A 15,892-nucleotide genomic window follows, 5' to 3' on the forward strand; every position below is an offset into this window, starting at 1 on the left:
CCGTGCCGTGCCCGAGAGCGGAGAGAACGCCCCATGACCGCTGGCCTCACCTTCCGTGACGCGACCGACGCCGACGTGGACACCCTGGTCGCCCTGATCGAGTCGGCGTACCGCGGGGACTCCAGCCGGGCGGGGTGGACCACCGAGGCGGACATCCTCCAGGGGCGGCGGACCGACCCCGACGGTGTCCTGGAGGTGATCAAGTCGCCCGACAGCCGGCTGCTCACCGTCGAGCGCGACGGCGAGGTCGTCGCCTGCTGCCAGCTCGAACACCGGGGTTCCCACGCCTACTTCGGGATGTTCGCGGTCAGCCCGAAGCTCCAGGGCGGCGGCCTCGGCAAGGTGATCATCGCCGAGGCCGAGCGCGTGGTGCGCGAGGAGTGGGGCGCCACGGAGATGCACATGACGGTGATATCCGTGCGCGAGGACCTCATCGCCTGGTACGAGCGGCGCGGCTACCGCCGTACGGGCCGGATGACCCCGTTCCCGTACGGCGACGAGCGTTTCGGCATCCCGCAGCGGGACGACCTGCGGTTCGAGCTGCTGGTCAAGCCGCTGGTGTGACGTTCATGCGGAGCGTCAGGCGGTGAAGCGGGCGGTGCGCTTGATCTCCGGGTAGTCCGTGGTCGCGCCGTCCAGCTGGAGGGCCCGTACGATCCGCAGGTGGTCCTGGGTGTTCACGACCCAGCCGATGATCCGCAGGTCCGCCTTGCGGGCGTGCTCGACGACCTCCAGCGTGATCCGGCGGATGTTCAGGCACACCGTCGCGGCGCCGGCCTCGACCGCGCGGTCCACGATGTCGGTGCCGTAGCGGCTGCCGATCAGGGCGGTCCGTACGCCCGGCACCAGGCGGGAGATCTCGGCGATGGCCTCGTCGTGGAACGAGGACACCTCGACGCGGCCCACCAGGTCCCGCCGGTGCATGACCTCGGCGAGTGCCCGCGCGGCCTGGAGGTCCTTGATCTCGGCCTGGAGCGGGGTGCGAACCGCGTCCAGGACCTCCTCGAAGACGGGGACGCGTTCCCCGTGGCCCGCGTCCAGCGCGCGCAGCTCCTCCAGGGTCTGCTCGGCGATCGGTCCGGACCCGTCGGTCGTGCGGTCCACGTCGGTGTCGTGCATGACGACGAGGGCGCCGTCCTTGCTGAGGTGCAGGTCGAGTTCGATGACGTCTAGGCCGGCCTGCTCGGCGGCGACGAAGGAGCGGAGAGTGTTCTCGGGTTCGAGACCCATGACCCCGCGATGACCGATGGTAAGGAAGTTCAAGGTTCAACTCGCTTCCGTCGACGGCGGCTCGGCCTCCGCGCGGACCGGAGGGGACGGCTCGCACGGACAGATCCGCAGCCTAGTGCGCCCGGCCGGTGATGTACCCGCGCATACACGGGGGATCGGGGTGGCGCCGGGGGCGGACCTGCCCGGCACGGCTCCGGGCGGTCACCCTGGGGTGGGCGAGTTGCGCGCGCATTGACCATTCCGCCGCCCCAAGAGGATCACGTATACCCATCCGCGTGGCCCTCAAGGCATCTGACAGGAAAAAGTTCCGTGACCATGGGGGTGGGCAGGATAATTTCCCGAGGCTCCCCTTGCTGGAAGGAAGCCTCTATGCATACGGTGTCCTGACGCGAGGTTCTCCAGCGGAGGATGGGACATGACGGAAATTCTTGTGCAGGCGGCGACGGAGGGCCAGATTCCTCCCGTGACCAGGGTGGTGGAGCACCCGGCATGGCCCGTGCTCAAGGATGCCGTGGAGCGGATCCGCCCCTGGCAGTCCAAGGACGGGTCGATCGACTTCACCGCCGAGGGTGCCCCCGGGCGCGCCGAGGCCGAGGCCGTCGTACGGCAGGTCGTCGGTGCCGTGGAGGAGCTGTCCCCGCTCCTCCCGCACGACGCGGCCTACCACGAGGCCCTGGCGAAGGACCTCCGCCGCTGGGCCGAGGGCGGCTTCGAGGTGCCCGACTTCCTCGACTCGCTGCTGGCCTTCCAGCCCGCAGCGAGCCGCGCGGACGGCCTTCAGCACCTGGTCGTCTTCCCCATGTACACCCAGAACGGCAACCCCGACCGCAACCTCGAGGCGGTCGTGCTGCGCATGGTCTGGCCCGACTGGCTGGCCGAGCTGGAGCGCACGCGCTACGACAACCCGCTGTTCTGCGGCATCAAGTTCGAGGACTTCACGGCCGGTTACGACACCAACTCCGCCGTCCTCTTTCCCGAGACCATCGCCGTGCGCGAGGCGCCGGAACGATTCTCCTGGGGTGGCATCTTCTGCGACCGCGAGGCCGCCCGCTTCCGCCGGGTCACCGACGCCGCGGTCGGCATCCTGGGCCTGGAACTGCCCGAGGACATCGCCGCCATGGTCCACGACCAGAAGCGCTGCGAGGAGGCCTTCGTGCTGTGGGACATGGTCCACGACCGCACCCACAGCCACGGCGACCTGCCGTTCGACCCCTTCATGATCAAGCAGCGCCAGCCGTTCTGGATGTACGGCCTGGAGGAGCTGCGCTGCGACCTCACCGCCTTCAAGGAGGCCGTGAAGCTGGAGGCGGAGGGCGTCTCGCAGGCCCGTGACGTGCAGTTCGCGGTCCTCTTCGACCGCATGTTCCGCTTCCCGGTCACCGGTGAGCGGGTGCGCAACTACGACGGCCTCGGCGGCCAGCTGCTCTTCGCCTACCTGCACAAGCACGACGTCGTCCGCTGGACCGACAACAAGCTGCACATCGACTGGCAGCGCGCCCCGCAGGTCACCAACCAGCTCTGCGCCGACATCGAGCGGCTCTACCGGGACGGCATCGACCGCCCCAAGCTCGTCCACTGGTTCGCCGGGTACGAGCTGGTCTCCACCTACCTCGCCCCGCACCCCGGCTCCAAGTGGGCCAAGGGTCCGGACGCCCTGGACCTGACGCAGCCGCCGCGCAAGCTCGTCGATGACGTGCTTCCGGACGAGTTTCCGCTGAGCATGTTCTATGAGGCCCTCTCCAAGAAGCTCAAGAACGTGATCGCCAGCACCAAGGGCATCCGTGCGGAGAGCGCCGAGCAGGTCGCCGCGTGAACGAGCGCGGTACCGAGAACACTGCACGGCAACCTCAGGAGGCGAAGAACATGGCGGGGAACGGAGCTCTCAGCGGTGCGGTGATCGCGGTGGCCGGCGCGGGCGGACCCGCGGGCCGCGCGACACTGCTGCGGCTCGCCGAGGCCGGCGCGACCGTCGTCGGTGCCGACAACGACCCCGAGCGCCTCGCGGAGGCGGTGGCCGCGGCGCGGGACGCGGGCGGTGGCGCCACCGTCACCGGTGAGCCCGTGGACCTGCTCGACCTGGAGTCCACCCGGGACTGGGCCGCGGGCATCGAGAAGGAGTTCGGCCGGGTCGACGGCCTGGTCCACCTCGTCGGCGGCTGGCGCGGCAGCGAGACCTTCATCAAGACGAGCCTGGACGACTGGGACTTCCTGGAGCTGCTGCTCATCCGCACCGTGCAGCACACCTCGCTCGCCTTCTCCGAGGCCCTCCAGCGCAGCGACCGCGGCCGCTACGTGCTGATCAGCGCCGCCGGCGCGACCAAGCCCACCGCGGGCAACGCCGCGTACGCCGCCGCCAAGGCGGCCTCCGAGGCCTGGACGCTCGCGATGGCCGACTTCTTCCGCAAGGCGGGGGCCGGTGAGGAACTCACCTCGGCGGCCACGATCCTGGTGGTGAAGGCGTTGGTGCACGACGCGATGCGCGCCGAGCGCCCCAACGCGAAGTTCGCGGGCTTCACGGACGTCAAGGACCTCGCCGGGGCCATCGTCGACGTCTGGGACAAGTCCGCCGCAGAAGTGAACGGAAACCGTCTGTGGCTCACCGAGAAGCCGTGAACCCTCCGAGGACCGACGCCCGCCGGCACCACGACCCGGACACCCGGGGCTTCGCCAGCGACAACTACGCCGGTGCCCACCCGGAGGTGCTCGCAGCCCTGGCCCTGGCCAACGGCGGGCACCAGGTCGCCTACGGCGAGGACGACTACACCGAGAACCTCCAGGCGATCATCCGCAGCCACTTCGGTGCCACCGCGGAGGCCTTCCCGGTCTTCAACGGCACCGGGGCCAACGTCGTCGCGCTCCAGGCGGTCACCGACCGCTGGGGGGCGGTGATCTGCGCCGAGAGCGCGCACATCAACGTCGACGAGGGCGGCGCCCCCGAGCGCATGGGCGGCCTCAAGCTGCTCACGGTGCCCACACCGGACGGCAAGCTCACACCCGAGCTGATCGACCGGCAGGCGTACGGCTGGGACGACGAGCACCGAGCGATGCCGCAGGTCGTCTCGATCACCCAGAGCACCGAGCTGGGCACCCTCTACACGCCGGACGAGATCCGTGCGATCTGCGACCACGCCCACGCGCACGGCATGAAGGTGCACCTGGACGGTTCCCGGATAGCCAACGCGGCCGCATCCCTGGACGTCCCGATGCGGACGTTCACCAACACGGTGGGCGTCGACATCCTCTCGCTCGGCGGGACGAAGAACGGCGCGCTGTTCGGTGAGGCCGTCGTCGTCATCAACCAGGACGCCGTCAGCCACATGAAGCACCTGCGCAAGCTGTCCATGCAGCTCGCCTCGAAGATGCGCTTCGTGTCGGTGCAGTTGGAGGCGCTCCTCGCCAAGGACCTGTGGCTGCGCAACGCCCGCCACGCCAACGAGATGGCCCAGCGGCTCGCCGAGGGCGTCCGGGCCGTGCACGGCGTGGAGGTCCTCTACCCGGTGCAGGCCAACGGCGTCTTCGCCAAGCTGCCGCACGACGTGAGCGTGCGCCTTCAGAAGCGGTTCCGGTTCTACTTCTGGGACGAGGCCGCCGGGGTGGTGCGCTGGATGTGCGCCTTCGACACCACCGAGGACGACGTGGACGCGTTCGTCGCGGCGCTCAAGGAGGAGATGGCCGGCTAGTACGACGACCGGAAGGGCCCGCGGGCACTGCGGGCCCTTCCGGTCGCCGTCCCGGCGTTCTCCGCGCCGGTCAGCCGTTCACGACGATCGACGAGACGTTGTTCCGCAGGTTCGGGTCGAACCTCCCCACGGGAAGTTCGGTGTCCTCGGCCGTCTCCACGACCGCGCGCGCCCCGCGCACGACCTTGTCGATCCGCAGCTGGACGTCGACGGTGAACGACGCCCTGTCGTGCAGGTGGATCGGCGACGCGCAGTAGTAGGTCGCCGCCGACGGGCCCTCCTCGGACGGCGGCTGGGTCCAGCAGTTCTCCGGAAGTCCGACGACCGAGGTGCCCGCGGGCGCCTGGAACCGCAGTGTGGCGACCGGTGAGCCCGCACCCAGCGACGCCACCCAGGCCGGGCCCCGGTTGAACACGGTCATCCGGGCGGTGACCGTGTCCCCTGCCGCCCCGCGCACCCTGCTGCCGGTGACCTTGAAGTCGGCGGTGTTCTTGGCGTCGAGGGCGACGACCCGGTAGTTGTCGGACAGATCGACGTCGTCCTCCCCGGCCGCCGCCCGCTGCCCGGCCACCGGCCGCAGGTTCAGCTCCGGGCCCTCACCACGGGTCCACTCGAGGCCGCCGCGGGCCTCCTCCAGCGCCGCGTCCGAGTACGGCACCACCGAGTGGTCGAGCCGGTCGTACAGCGCCTGGCGGCCGATACGGAGCCTGGTCACGAGGTCGTAGCGCTGCCCGGGAGACACCTTCTCGTCGAGCACGCACAGCGCGCCCGTACCGATGGCGTTGTCGCGGTACTCGCAGTTGGCGTGCCGCTCCTTGAAATGCAGTCCGTAGGACGCGTGGACCCACAGCAGCGTCCGCTCCACGGCCCGGTTGCCGTTGTTGGTGACGGTCGACCGGACCGTGTGGTCCGTGCCGGGCGTGAGCCCCCGCTGCCACGGGGCCTGGCTCAGGCCGAGGTCCGGCCCGTTGCCCACGGTGATCCGGGTCTCGGCGTCGGACGCGGACAGTTCCCCGGCGGTGGCCGAGTACCGCACGTTCCCGGAGGCGTCGAGGCTCGCGTCCGGCAGGGCGCGCAGGCCGATCAGGGCGGCCGAGACGTCCTGCGTGCCCGCGGGCATCGCCGGGACGTCACACACCGCCCTCGTCGCCGACTCCGGTGCGCAGTTGGCGGGCCACGACACCTGCGCGAAGGAGGCGATCTCGCTCACGTCCACGGTCAGCCGGCCCGCGGGAACGGCGTTGTCGAGGTCGTCGTGACTGATCTGGACATCGAGTGTGCGTTCGCGCGCGCTCCCGTTCGCGTCCGGCGCCGGCAGCACGGTCCCGTACGGCGCTTGGATCCACAGTTCGTCGGATGCGGCGTGCACGGGACCGGCCCCGACCGCGGCCAGCGCACAGCCGGCGGCGACCGCGGCTCCGAGCAGACGATGCTTCATGAGTTCCCCCTTGTTGGTGTTCGGTCGGCGGTCGAGACCCGTGGGGCGGGGGAGGGGTTGTAGACGGTCGCCGGGTTGCGGTGATGTTCGGCCGTTCTCAGAACGACAGAGCATCTCGTCGGCGAGGATGCATAGATATACGTTGCTCGGAAAGTTGATTGACTCGTGGTCGCGGTGCCACCTACGCTCTCCTGTCATGCAGATGATCCAGGAAACCGCCGACCTCTCCGCCTACTTGGCCGCTGATGAGGTGATCGACCATCACCGTCCGGTGGTGCGCGAAACCGCTGCCAGGCTCGCCGAGGGTGCGGCGGATTCGTATGACTATGCGCGAGCCGCCTTCGAGTTCGTGCGCGACACGATTCCTCACTCGCAGGACTCCGGCGACCTGCGGGTCACCTGGCGGGCCTCCGACGTGCTCGGGCAGGGCACCGGCATCTGCTACGCCAAGGCCCATGCGCTGGCCGCGCTGCTGCGGGCCGAGGACATCCCGACCGCGCTCTGCTATCAGCGGCTGGCAGCCGATGACGGGGGCGGGCATGTCGTGCACGGCCTGATCGCGCTGCGGTTCAACGGTGCCTGGCACCGGCAGGACCCCCGCGGCAACAAACCGGGGGTGGACGCCCGGTTCTCCCTCGAAGGCGAGCGGCTGGCGTGGATTCCGGACCCACAGTCCAATGAGGTGGACTATCCGGTCCTGTATGCTGAACCTCACCCGACCGTGCTGAGCGCCCTCAAGGCGGCCCCCGACCGGCCGCACCTCTGGAAGACGCTCCCCACCGCTCTCTGAGGCAGCCGATGACCCTCTCCCTGTCCGTCTCCGACGACGTCCGCGCCCTCGCGCCCGGTTTCACGCACGTCGCGATCGAGGCATACGGCCTTGTCAACGGGCCCAGCACAGCGGCGAGTTCGGCTGTCCTCGACGACGCGTCCCGGCGCCTGGCCGCACGCCTGGATGGGCGCGCGCCGCACGAGGACCCGCACATGGCCGCGTGGCGCGAGGTCTACACGGCGTTCGGGTCGAAGCCGTCGCGCACCCGCAACTCGGCGGAGGCGCTGGCCAAGAGGGCGCTGGCGGACGGCGGGCTGCCCCGGATCAACCTGCTCGTCGACCTCTACAACGCCATCAGTGTCGCCCATCTGATCCCGGTGGGCGGCGAGGACATCGACCGCGTCGAGGGCGGGATGCGGCTCGTGCGGGCGGCCGGGAACGAGGAGTTCGTCACCGTCGCCGGCGGCGAGGAGGTCGTCGAACACCCCGACGCCGGCGAGGTGGTGTGGTGCGACGAGCGGGGCGTGACCTGCCGCCGCTGGAACTGGCGCCAGGGCCCGCGCACCCGTCTCACCGAGGAGACCGTCTCCGGGATCTTCCTGCTGGAGAGCCTCGCCCCGATGCCGGTCCCCGACGTCGAGTCGGCGGCCGCCGAACTCGCCGAGCTGCTGGAGAAGTTCAGCCCCGGCGCGTGTGTCGAGGTGCACGCGGCGAACCCGGTGCGCGGCTGATCGGTCGCGATCGCTAATCTCCCGGTATGCGTGACGGGGGAGCAGTGGACGACAGTTCGAGCGGGAACGAGGGCGCCGGCGTGGACGCCGGGAACGAGGGCGCCGGTGTGGACGAGGAGCGGCCCGTACGGCCGCTCGCCCGGCTGCGGAAGCACTGGCTGCTCACCTCGGTCGTGGCGCTGGCCGTGCTCGCGACGGCCACGGCGGTGCCGGTCGTCCTCGCGGACTCCGCGGACGACGCGCCGTGCCGGCAGGTCCCGGCGTCGACCCGGGCCCTCGCCAAGAACCCGGCGGCCGCCACCCGCGCCCTCGACCCCGGCGACGAACTCACCCGGTTCGACGCCGTGCGCGACCTCCTCGCCTACGAGAACCCGTGCGGCGACGGCGGCAGGGTCCTCGGGCAGATCGCCTACGCGGGCACCCGGGCCACCCGCGCCGGGCAGCCCCACACCCTCGCCCAGGCCCGCGCCGCCTACGCGGTCGTCGCCGCCTTCGAGGACAAGGAGGTGCCCGCGGGCATGGCGCCCGGCCTGGCGCGGGTGCTCGCCGAGTACGTCGTGGACGCCAACCGCCATCTCAGCGCCGACACACGGGCCTACGCCCCGGCCGTCGACGCGGCGGGCGCCGCACCGGACGGCACCGGCTGGACCGCTTACGGACGCTTCCTCGCCCCCGGCGAGGCGCACACCGACTTCGAGCACGTCCAGCCCTACTCGTCCGTGCGCGCGAACCCGGAAGCCCTGACAGCCGAACTGGCCAAGGACCCCGAGGCGTTCGCGATCCTCTACGACGCCCAGCGCACCTACCTCGCCCACTACCTCGAACGCCTCACCCGGACCGGTACCGACCCCGACTACCACCCCGAGCCGGAGAAGGACGGCGCCTCCGAGCGGGCCGACGCCTGGGTCGACATCGACCTGTCCCACCTCGCCGACCGGGTCGGCGCGCTGATGACCCACCGGGCGCGCTACGCCAGAGAGGGCGAGATCCCCGACCTCGCGGCCTTCGACCAAGCCGTACGACGGCACACCCGCGGCGCCTACCAGGCGGCCACGGAACAGTTGGGCAGCCGGCCGCCGGTCGGGGACATCGCCGACCGGGACGCGTCCGGACCCGTGCGCGGGGACCTGACGGACGGGCGGCACCAGTTGATCACGGTGCTGGACACCTGGGCCGAGGCACGGCACGTCCCGGACGAACGCGCGGCGGAGCTACGGCAGTTGATCGACGAGCAGTACGTCCGGGCGCTGTGGCTGTCGGACTGAGCGGAGCCCGCCCGCCCAGGATGCCGAGCTGCAGGGTCCCCGCGAGCTGAGCGGGTTCAGCCGCCGATGCTCAGGTCCGTGCAGCCCCGCCGGTGGACCTGTTCCCGGGCGAACGCCGCGAGCAGCTTCCGCTTCTCGGTCTCGCTGACCCCGGGAGCGTCCTTGGCGGCGCTGAGGGCGAAGGTGGCCGCTTCGCCGTCGCAACGCGCCGTCGCCGTACGGGCGGCGGGCCAGCGCCCCTCCTCGGCGATCAGACGGCTGCTCCAGTCGCCGTACCAGGCGGCGAACGACAGCTGGGTCTCCAGCTCCCCGGAGTCGGCGTCGGGTGCGGAGAAGTCGCAACGCCCCACCGGGCCGACGTCGTTCATCAGTGTCGCCACACGCCACTCGCCCGCTTCGAGCACGCCGGTCTCGGCCGCCCAACCGCAGGCGGTGGCACCGGAGGCGTCGAGGGAGACCGTCCTGGGATCCCTCTCCGGATTCACCGGAGCGGCGTCACCACCGGGCACCTCGAGTGGCTCCGCGCCGCACCCCAGGCGCTCGGACGCGGAGTTGGCGAGTGCCACGGCCGTCTCGTAGGCGGCGGGCGTACCCCACAGGGTGTCCCGGCCCAACCGGGTGCGCACCAGGAGCTTGCGCTGTCGGCCTTCGTCGTCCTCGGTCAGGGCCGGGCAGGGCACCAACAGCTGGAGACCGCCGAACTTGTCGATGAAGCCCGGCAGTCCGTCGGGCATCGGCGCCATGTCGTCGAAGCCCGTCTCGGGGAAGTTGGTCATCAACTCCCGGTCCACGTCGTCCCGCCGGGTGTACGCCTCCATCGACAGGAGCCGGTCGCTGTGCAGGTCCTCGCCCTCGAAGCCGAGGGAGCAGCCGTAGTCGCCCAGCGCCTCGTGGGAGGCGGACGTGGCGTCCTTGAAGTGCGAGCCGTCGCGCCCCAGTTCGCGCACCGCGTCGACCGGCAGCGCGCCGTCGCAGGCGGTGCGCAGCAGCCACCAGTCGTTGATGTACGGCGAGGCGATCCAGCCGCCCAGCCCCAGCACGACCGCAGCCGTCACCGCCACCTTGATCCCACGCCGCATGCCCAGCCCCCGTAGCGCGTCCGACGGAAGGCCGGGCGGCCGACACCCGTGTTCAGGGCCTCGTACACCCGGCGTCCGGTTGTCGCGGGGACCCTACCGGCTGTGCCTCGGGGGAGGGGGTGCGGGGTCAGCGGGCCTCGGACGCGCGGACTTCCTCCGGCGTCGGCGCCGTACCGCCCAGATGCGCCGGCATCCACCATGTGTCGTCGGCGTCCTTCGGCCGGACGGGGTAGGCGCGCTGGGCGGCCTCCAGCAACTGCTGGACACTGTCGCGCAGCTGGCGGGTGATGGCGCCCGCGTACTTGTCCTTGGGCGCCTCGATCGCCTCGCCGACCCGGATCGTGACCGGGATGTGGCTGCGCTTGAAGTTGCGCGGCCGGCCCTTGGTCCACAGCCGCTGGGTGCCCCACAGCGCCATCGGGATCAGCGGGACGCCCGCCTCCTGCGCCATGCGCGCCGCGCCCGACTTGAAGCTCTTCAGCGTGAAGGACTGCGAGATGGTGGCCTCCGGGAAGACCCCGACGATCTCACCGGAACGCAGGGACTCCAGCGCGTGCTGGTAGGCCGTCTCACCCTGCTTGCGGTCCACGGGGATGTGCTTCATCCCGCGCATCAGCGGACCGGAGACCTTGTGCCGGAAGACCGACTCCTTCGCCATGAAGCGAACAAGACGCTTCTGCGGGAGCGCCGCCATGCCGTCGAAGATGAAGTCCAGGTAGCTGATGTGGTTGCTCACCAGCACGGCGCCGCCCGAGCGCGGGATGTTCTCCGACCCCTGGCAGTCGATCTTGAGGTCCCACGCCTTGAACAACGTGAGGGCGAGACCGACGACGGGGCGGTAGACAAGCTCTGCCATGGACGGAGTGGACCCTTCCTTCTCTGCCCTGGGAAAAAAAGGTTCCCGGGCGGGAAAGTTACGGCGCCGTAGGTTTACGGCACGTCGCAGATCGTGCCCCAAGAACGGACCGGTGGCCAGTCCTGGCGCCCGGGAACGGCGAGATCCTTGTCACGTCGGCTGCTTGATCCACCTCGTGCTTTTACGACGCCTTTACCGTGCGCGCACCGCCACCCGCCGTACGACGAGGTACATCTCGCACCCCAGGCAGTACCCGAAGGCGGAGTTGAGAAACGCGGCCGCGAGCGCCGCCCCGGTCGCGGCGAGACCCAGCCACTGCGGCCCGAGCGCGTAACCGAGAAGTCCCACGACCGCGAAGGCGAGCCCCACGGACTGCGCGAACCGCGGCGGCTCCGGCGCCTCGAACGCGGTGGGCGGACCGATCCGAGGTCGTATGACCCCGCGGAACAGCACGCCGTACGGCGAACGCCCCACCCCGCCGGCCGCGCCCAGCGCGAACGCCAGCGTCTGCCAGGCCAGCAGCCACACGCTGCCGGTGATCAGTACGGCCGCCAGTACCAGGGTCGTCACAGCCGCGCCGAAGCGCGGCCCCCGCACGTCGATGTCCATGAAGCAAGCATTCCGCAAGCAGGTCTCGGCGTGGCGCCGGGAATCTTTGCAGTCCTGTGAACGCTGGAGCCGGGTGATGACCGGAATCGTGGTGTGCGTGGTGGTGCTCGTGGTCGCGAGCGCCTATGGAGTGCTGCACAAGCGGCGGAGCGGGAGAGTACGGGTGCGCGGACGGGACGACGGCAAGCGGCTGGGCGCGGCCGAGTTGGGCGGGGAGTTGGGCGAGCGCGCCACCCTGGTCCAGTTCTCCAGCGCCTTCTGCGCCCCCTGCCGGGCCACCCGACGGGTCCTCGGTGAGGTGGTCGGGATCGTCCCCGGCGTCGCGCACATCGAGATCGACGCCGAGGCCCGTCTCGACCTCGTCCGTGAACTCGACATCCTCAAGACGCCCACCGTGCTCGTGCTGGACGCCGAGGGCCGGGTCGTGCGCCGCGCCGCCGGACAGCCGCGCAAGGCGGACGTCATCGCGGCACTGGGAGAGGCGGTTTGACGCCGCTCGCGCGGACGGTGAGGCATCTCCCATATGCGGGCACCCACTTGACTGTGCGCACCACCTATCGTCAGCCTGACCGTATGCCTTCGGAACTTCTTCTCTTCGGGCGGGTCCATGTCGACCTCGCCCGCACGGCGAGCGCGCGCTGTCCGGGTTGTTGAGCAGCCACGGCCACCCTCGCCCCTCCTTGCCGAAGGACCCCGCCATGACGACCTCCCCGGACCTCCGTACTCCCCAGCTCGGCTCCGCCGACCTCCTGCGCTCCGTCTTCAGGCGGCACGCGGCGGGGGTCGCCGTGATCACCGCCGGTGGTGAGCAGGGCCCGGTCGGCTTCACCGCCACCTCCCTCACCTCGGTCTCGGTGGAGCCCCCGATGCTCTCCTTCGGGATCGGAACCGGCGCCTCCAGCTGGCCGGTGATCTCCGAGGCCGACCATGTCGGCGTGCACATACTCGGCGAGCACCAGCGGGAGCTGGCCGCCACCTTCGCCCGCAGCGGCGCCGACCGCTTCGGCCCGCCCACCGCCTGGCGCGAGGGCCCCGAGGGCGTTCCGGTCCTCGACGACGTCCTGGCCTGGCTGGTGTGCCGGGTCGTCGCGCGCGTGCCCGCCGGTGACCACCGCATCGTCCTGGCCGAGGTGGTTCTCGGCGACCCCGCCGGCCCCGGCCGTCCGCTGCTGTACCACCAGGGCCGGTTCGGCGGCCTGCGGGACTGAGTACCTTCTGCGAAGCCGTCGAGTTCCGATTACGCTGCGTTGCGAAGGTCACAGTTCAAAGCGCTTGCTTAGCGGGAACGAACTAGGTGTACTGACGAGTAATATTTCGGTCGGAGCGCGGGTCGCCCCGATCGGGATCGGCCGCTTGGGGCGCCTATGCTGCCTGCAAGCAGGCAGCATGGAAATGTCGACGCAGCAGTAGGAGAGCCGGCGTGAGCTTGAGGATCGTTGTCACCGTGAAGTACGTGCCCGACGCCACCGGCGACCGGCACTTCGCCGATGACCTGACCGTCGACCGGGACGACGTGGACGGTCTGCTCTCCGAGCTGGACGAGTACGCGGTCGAGCAGGCGCTGCAGATCTCGGAGAACTCCGACGACGACGTCGAGGTCACGGTCCTGACCGTGGGCCCCGAGGACGCCAAGGACGCGCTGCGCAAGGCGCTGTCGATGGGCGCCGACAAGGCGATCCATGTCGAGGACGACGACCTGCACGGCACCGACGCCATCGGTACCTCGCTGGTGCTGGCCAAGGCGATCGAGAAGGCCGGCTACGACCTGGTGATCTCCGGTATGGCCTCCACCGACGGCACCATGGGCGTGCTGCCCGCGCTGGTCGCCGAGCGGCTGGGCGTGCCGCAGGTGACGCTGCTGTCCGAGGTCTCCGTGGAGGACGGCACCGTCAAGGGCCGTCGTGACGGCGACGCCGCCTCGGAGCAGCTGGAGGCGTCCTTGCCGGCGGTCGTGTCGGTCACCGACCAGTCGGGCGAGGCGCGTTACCCGTCCTTCAAGGGCATCATGGCCGCGAAGAAGAAGCCGGTGGAGTCCTGGGACCTGTCCGACCTCGACATCGAGGCCGAGGAGGTCGGTCTGGAGGGCGCCTTCACCAAGGTCGACTCCGCGTCGGAGCGTCCGGCGCGTACCGCGGGCACGATCGTCAAGGACGAGGGCGAGGGCGGCAAGCAGCTCGCCGAGTACCTCGCGAGCCAGAAGTTCATCTGAGGCTCACCCCCCTCAACGCCCCTTAAGCCCTCGCAATTCGCAGGAGAGCATTCCCATGGCTGAAGTTCTCGTCTATGTCGACCACGTGGACGGTGCCGTCCGCAAGCCCACGCTGGAGCTGCTGACGCTGGCCCGCCGTATCGGTGAGCCGGTCGCCGTCGCGCTGGGCGCGGGTGCCGCCGACACCGCCGCCGCGCTCGCCGAGCACGGCGCCGTCAAGGTCCTCACCCACGAGGCGTCCGAGTACGCCGACTACCTGGTCGTCCCGAAGGTGGACGCTCTCCAGGCCGCGTACGAGGCCGTCTCGCCGGCCGCCGTACTGGTCCCCTCCTCCGCGGAGGGCAAGGAGATCGCCGCCCGCCTCGCGCTGCGCATCGGCTCCGGCGTCATCACCGACGCCGTCGACCTGGAGGCCGGCGCCGAGGGCCCGGTGGCCACCCAGTCGGTGTTCGCCGCGTCCTTCTCCACCAAGACCCGTGTCGTCAAGGGCACCCCGGTCATCACCGTCAAGCCCAACTCCGCCGCCGTGGAGCCGGCGCCGGCCGCCGGCACCGTGGAGGCCCTGTCGGTGTCCTTCGGCGCCCTGGCCACCGGTACCAAGGTCACCGGACGCACCCCGCGTGAGTCGACCGGCCGCCCGGAGCTCACCGAGGCCGCGATCGTGGTCTCCGGCGGGCGCGGGGTGAACGGCGCGGACAACTTCGCGCTCATCGAGTCCCTCGCCGACTCCCTCGGTGCGGCCGTGGGTGCCTCGCGTGCCGCGGTGGACGCCGGCTGGTACCCGCACACCAACCAGGTCGGCCAGACCGGCAAGTCCGTCTCGCCGCAGCTGTACATCGCCTCCGGCATCTCCGGCGCGATCCAGCACCGCGCGGGCATGCAGACCTCGAAGACGATCGTGGCGATCAACAAGGACGCCGAGGCCCCGATCTTCGACCTCGTCGACTACGGCGTCGTCGGCGACCTCTTCGACGTCGTCCCCCAGCTCACCGAGGAGATCAACACCCGCAAGGGCTGATCGCACCCAGGCGTGACGAAGGCCCCCGCGACCGCTCTCCTGGCGGTTCGCGGGGGCCTTCCCTCATGTCAGGGTCAAGGACGCCTGCACCGGCAGATGGTCGCTCGGGAACTGCCCGGCCCGCGCGAAGGTGTTGATCGACGCGCGATGGACGGTGGCGCCGGGCGTGGCGAGGATCCAGTCGATGCGCTCGCCGCCGGGCGTCAGCGGCTTGTAGCCGTGGAAGGTCGCGTAGAGCTCACCGCGCTCGGCCGCCGCGTCCCAGGTGTCGACGAGCCCGGCGCCGAGCAGGGTGTCGTAGGCCCGGTTGTCCCCGGCCGCCGCGTTGAAGTCACCCGTCACGACGACCGGTGAAAAGCGGGCGAGTTCGGCGACCCGCTCGGCGACGAAGGACGCGGAGCGCTCGCGCGCGTACTGGCTCACATGGTCGAAGTGGGTGTTGAGGACGTGGAACTCACGCCCGCCCCGGACCCGTTCGCGAAACCGGACCCAGGTGACGATGCGCGGCAGCGCCGCTCCCCAGGTGTTGGAGCCGATGACCCTGGGGGTGTCGGACAGCCAGTACGTGTCGTGTTCGAGGGGGGACAGCCGGCGGACGTCGTAGAAGATCGCCGTGGACTCGTCGTGGCTGCCGCCCTCGCGGCCGGTGCCGATCCAGTCGTAGTGCGGGCCGAGGTCGGCGTGGATGTCGCGCAGTTGCCGGTAGAGGCCCTCCTGGGTGCCGATGAGCGTGGGGGCCTCGCGGCGCAGGAGCTCGCGCATCACCGGGCGGCGGGCGGCCCAGCTGTTGGGGTCGGAGGTACTCGCGAAGCGCAGGTTGAACGTCATGACGTCGAGCCGGCGTTTGCCCGACCTGGCGGCGGAGGCCGGCAGCGTGGCCATCAGCGGCACGGCGAGTGCGGCGGCCGCCGCGGTTCTCAGACCCATGCGGCGCGTCATTCTGTTGGTGTGCGACATGTCATCCCCTCCCGCGGGTCAGGATGAACGTCCGGACCCGGGTGCGAA

At 70.7% G+C, this 15,892-nt stretch carries 17 protein-coding genes; 11 read left to right on the top strand and 6 right to left on the bottom strand.

Annotated features, from left to right (window positions below; genetic code table 11):
* Positions 1 to 33: 33 nt before the first annotated feature.
* Positions 34 to 564, top strand: a complete 531-nt coding sequence (locus ACZ56U_RS27750; protein ID WP_469086686.1) for a GNAT family N-acetyltransferase — start codon at positions 34 to 36, stop codon at positions 562 to 564.
* Between the two features lie 15 nt (positions 565 to 579).
* On the opposite strand, the gene ACZ56U_RS27755 is transcribed toward ACZ56U_RS27750, so the two are convergent.
* On the bottom strand, positions 580 to 1,263 hold the full coding sequence (locus ACZ56U_RS27755) for a glycerophosphodiester phosphodiesterase (protein WP_469086687.1): 684 nt from the start codon (positions 1,261 to 1,263) through the stop codon (positions 580 to 582).
* Positions 1,264 to 1,645: 382 nt separating this feature from the next.
* On the opposite strand from ACZ56U_RS27755, the gene ACZ56U_RS27760 reads away from it, so the two are divergent.
* Genes ACZ56U_RS27760 through ACZ56U_RS27770 form a run of 3 tightly spaced genes read left to right on the top strand, consistent with a single transcriptional unit; the run spans position 1,646 to position 4,910 of the window.
* Positions 1,646 to 3,043 (top strand): DUF6421 family protein, encoded by a 1,398-nt coding sequence (locus ACZ56U_RS27760; protein ID WP_469086688.1) that lies wholly within the window; start codon positions 1,646 to 1,648, stop codon positions 3,041 to 3,043.
* A 50-nt stretch (positions 3,044 to 3,093) separates the two neighbouring features.
* A complete protein-coding gene (locus ACZ56U_RS27765) occupies positions 3,094 to 3,843 on the top strand; it encodes an SDR family NAD(P)-dependent oxidoreductase (protein WP_469086689.1) in 750 nt (249 codons plus the stop codon).
* Positions 3,840 to 4,910 (top strand): threonine aldolase family protein, encoded by a 1,071-nt coding sequence (locus ACZ56U_RS27770; RefSeq protein WP_469086690.1) that lies wholly within the window; start codon positions 3,840 to 3,842, stop codon positions 4,908 to 4,910. Before ACZ56U_RS27765 ends, ACZ56U_RS27770 begins: the two co-directional genes overlap by 4 nt.
* Before the next feature lie 70 nt (positions 4,911 to 4,980).
* Here the strand turns inward: ACZ56U_RS27770 and ACZ56U_RS27775 are convergent, their stop codons facing one another.
* Positions 4,981 to 6,348 carry a hypothetical protein gene (locus ACZ56U_RS27775; RefSeq protein WP_469086691.1) on the bottom strand — a complete coding sequence of 456 codons (1,368 nt, stop codon included), beginning with the start codon at positions 6,346 to 6,348 and terminating at the stop codon, positions 4,981 to 4,983.
* 196 nt (positions 6,349 to 6,544) lie between these two features.
* On the opposite strand from ACZ56U_RS27775, the gene ACZ56U_RS27780 reads away from it, so the two are divergent.
* The 3 genes from ACZ56U_RS27780 to ACZ56U_RS27790 are packed head-to-tail and all read left to right on the top strand — an operon-like array spanning position 6,545 to position 9,116.
* Positions 6,545 to 7,138 (top strand): transglutaminase domain-containing protein, encoded by a 594-nt coding sequence (locus ACZ56U_RS27780; RefSeq protein ID WP_469086692.1) that lies wholly within the window; start codon positions 6,545 to 6,547, stop codon positions 7,136 to 7,138.
* A gap of 8 nt (positions 7,139 to 7,146) precedes the next feature.
* Positions 7,147 to 7,851, top strand: coding sequence for a B3/B4 domain-containing protein (locus tag ACZ56U_RS27785; RefSeq protein WP_469086693.1), 705 nt, complete (start codon positions 7,147 to 7,149; stop codon positions 7,849 to 7,851).
* A 26-nt stretch (positions 7,852 to 7,877) separates the two neighbouring features.
* Positions 7,878 to 9,116 (top strand): hypothetical protein, encoded by a 1,239-nt coding sequence (locus ACZ56U_RS27790; RefSeq protein ID WP_469086694.1) that lies wholly within the window; start codon positions 7,878 to 7,880, stop codon positions 9,114 to 9,116.
* 56 nt (positions 9,117 to 9,172) lie between these two features.
* Here the strand turns inward: ACZ56U_RS27790 and ACZ56U_RS27795 are convergent, their stop codons facing one another.
* The 3 genes from ACZ56U_RS27795 to ACZ56U_RS27805 form a co-directional block, all read right to left on the bottom strand.
* Positions 9,173 to 10,195: a hypothetical protein gene (locus ACZ56U_RS27795; protein ID WP_469086695.1), complete on the bottom strand. Its 1,023-nt coding sequence runs from the start codon at positions 10,193 to 10,195 to the stop codon at positions 9,173 to 9,175.
* Positions 10,196 to 10,322: 127 nt separating this feature from the next.
* Positions 10,323 to 11,051, bottom strand: coding sequence for a lysophospholipid acyltransferase family protein (locus tag ACZ56U_RS27800; RefSeq protein ID WP_469086696.1), 729 nt, complete (start codon positions 11,049 to 11,051; stop codon positions 10,323 to 10,325).
* Positions 11,052 to 11,243: 192 nt separating this feature from the next.
* Positions 11,244 to 11,660, bottom strand: coding sequence for a DUF4395 domain-containing protein (locus ACZ56U_RS27805; RefSeq protein WP_469086697.1), 417 nt, complete (start codon positions 11,658 to 11,660; stop codon positions 11,244 to 11,246).
* A gap of 76 nt (positions 11,661 to 11,736) precedes the next feature.
* Here ACZ56U_RS27805 and ACZ56U_RS27810 point away from each other — a divergent pair, with 76 nt between their 5' ends.
* The 4 genes from ACZ56U_RS27810 to ACZ56U_RS27825 all read left to right on the top strand — a co-directional run bounded on the left by ACZ56U_RS27810 (position 11,737) and on the right by ACZ56U_RS27825 (position 14,887).
* On the top strand, positions 11,737 to 12,150 hold the full coding sequence (locus ACZ56U_RS27810; protein ID WP_469086746.1) for a TlpA family protein disulfide reductase: 414 nt from the start codon (positions 11,737 to 11,739) through the stop codon (positions 12,148 to 12,150).
* A 208-nt stretch (positions 12,151 to 12,358) separates the two neighbouring features.
* A complete protein-coding gene (locus tag ACZ56U_RS27815) occupies positions 12,359 to 12,868 on the top strand; it encodes a flavin reductase family protein (RefSeq protein ID WP_469086698.1) in 510 nt (169 codons plus the stop codon).
* Positions 12,869 to 13,080: 212 nt separating this feature from the next.
* Positions 13,081 to 13,869: an electron transfer flavoprotein subunit beta/FixA family protein gene (locus tag ACZ56U_RS27820; protein WP_469086699.1), complete on the top strand. Its 789-nt coding sequence runs from the start codon at positions 13,081 to 13,083 to the stop codon at positions 13,867 to 13,869.
* A 55-nt stretch (positions 13,870 to 13,924) separates the two neighbouring features.
* On the top strand, positions 13,925 to 14,887 hold the full coding sequence (locus ACZ56U_RS27825; protein ID WP_469086700.1) for an electron transfer flavoprotein subunit alpha/FixB family protein: 963 nt from the start codon (positions 13,925 to 13,927) through the stop codon (positions 14,885 to 14,887).
* Between the two features lie 63 nt (positions 14,888 to 14,950).
* Here ACZ56U_RS27825 and ACZ56U_RS27830 read toward each other — a convergent pair whose 3' ends face one another.
* On the bottom strand, positions 14,951 to 15,844 hold the full coding sequence (locus ACZ56U_RS27830; RefSeq protein ID WP_469086701.1) for an endonuclease/exonuclease/phosphatase family protein: 894 nt from the start codon (positions 15,842 to 15,844) through the stop codon (positions 14,951 to 14,953).
* Positions 15,845 to 15,892 lie beyond the last annotated feature (48 nt).

The organism is Streptomyces sp. NPDC034103 (assembly GCF_055575395.1).

Bases quoted from the DNA above. Each gene is read 5' to 3' on its own strand.
- ACZ56U_RS27810 (WP_469086746.1), top strand. From the start codon at position 11,737: ATGACCGGAATCGTGGTGTGCGTGGTGGTGCTCGTGGTCGCGAGCGCC.
- ACZ56U_RS27760 (WP_469086688.1), top strand. From the start codon at position 1,646: ATGACGGAAATTCTTGTGCAGGCGGCGACGGAGGGCCAGATTCCTCCC.
- ACZ56U_RS27750 (WP_469086686.1), top strand. From the start codon at position 34: ATGACCGCTGGCCTCACCTTCCGTGACGCGACCGACGCCGACGTGGAC.
- ACZ56U_RS27825 (WP_469086700.1), top strand. From the start codon at position 13,925: ATGGCTGAAGTTCTCGTCTATGTCGACCACGTGGACGGTGCCGTCCGC.
- ACZ56U_RS27795 (WP_469086695.1), bottom strand. From the start codon at position 10,195: ATGCGGCGTGGGATCAAGGTGGCGGTGACGGCTGCGGTCGTGCTGGGG.
- ACZ56U_RS27805 (WP_469086697.1), bottom strand. From the start codon at position 11,660: ATGGACATCGACGTGCGGGGGCCGCGCTTCGGCGCGGCTGTGACGACC.
- ACZ56U_RS27765 (WP_469086689.1), top strand. From the start codon at position 3,094: ATGGCGGGGAACGGAGCTCTCAGCGGTGCGGTGATCGCGGTGGCCGGC.
- ACZ56U_RS27790 (WP_469086694.1), top strand. From the start codon at position 7,878: ATGCGTGACGGGGGAGCAGTGGACGACAGTTCGAGCGGGAACGAGGGC.
- ACZ56U_RS27785 (WP_469086693.1), top strand. From the start codon at position 7,147: ATGACCCTCTCCCTGTCCGTCTCCGACGACGTCCGCGCCCTCGCGCCC.
- ACZ56U_RS27800 (WP_469086696.1), bottom strand. From the start codon at position 11,051: ATGGCAGAGCTTGTCTACCGCCCCGTCGTCGGTCTCGCCCTCACGTTG.
- ACZ56U_RS27815 (WP_469086698.1), top strand. From the start codon at position 12,359: ATGACGACCTCCCCGGACCTCCGTACTCCCCAGCTCGGCTCCGCCGAC.
- ACZ56U_RS27830 (WP_469086701.1), bottom strand. From the start codon at position 15,844: ATGTCGCACACCAACAGAATGACGCGCCGCATGGGTCTGAGAACCGCG.
- ACZ56U_RS27780 (WP_469086692.1), top strand. From the start codon at position 6,545: ATGCAGATGATCCAGGAAACCGCCGACCTCTCCGCCTACTTGGCCGCT.
- ACZ56U_RS27775 (WP_469086691.1), bottom strand. From the start codon at position 6,348: ATGAAGCATCGTCTGCTCGGAGCCGCGGTCGCCGCCGGCTGTGCGCTG.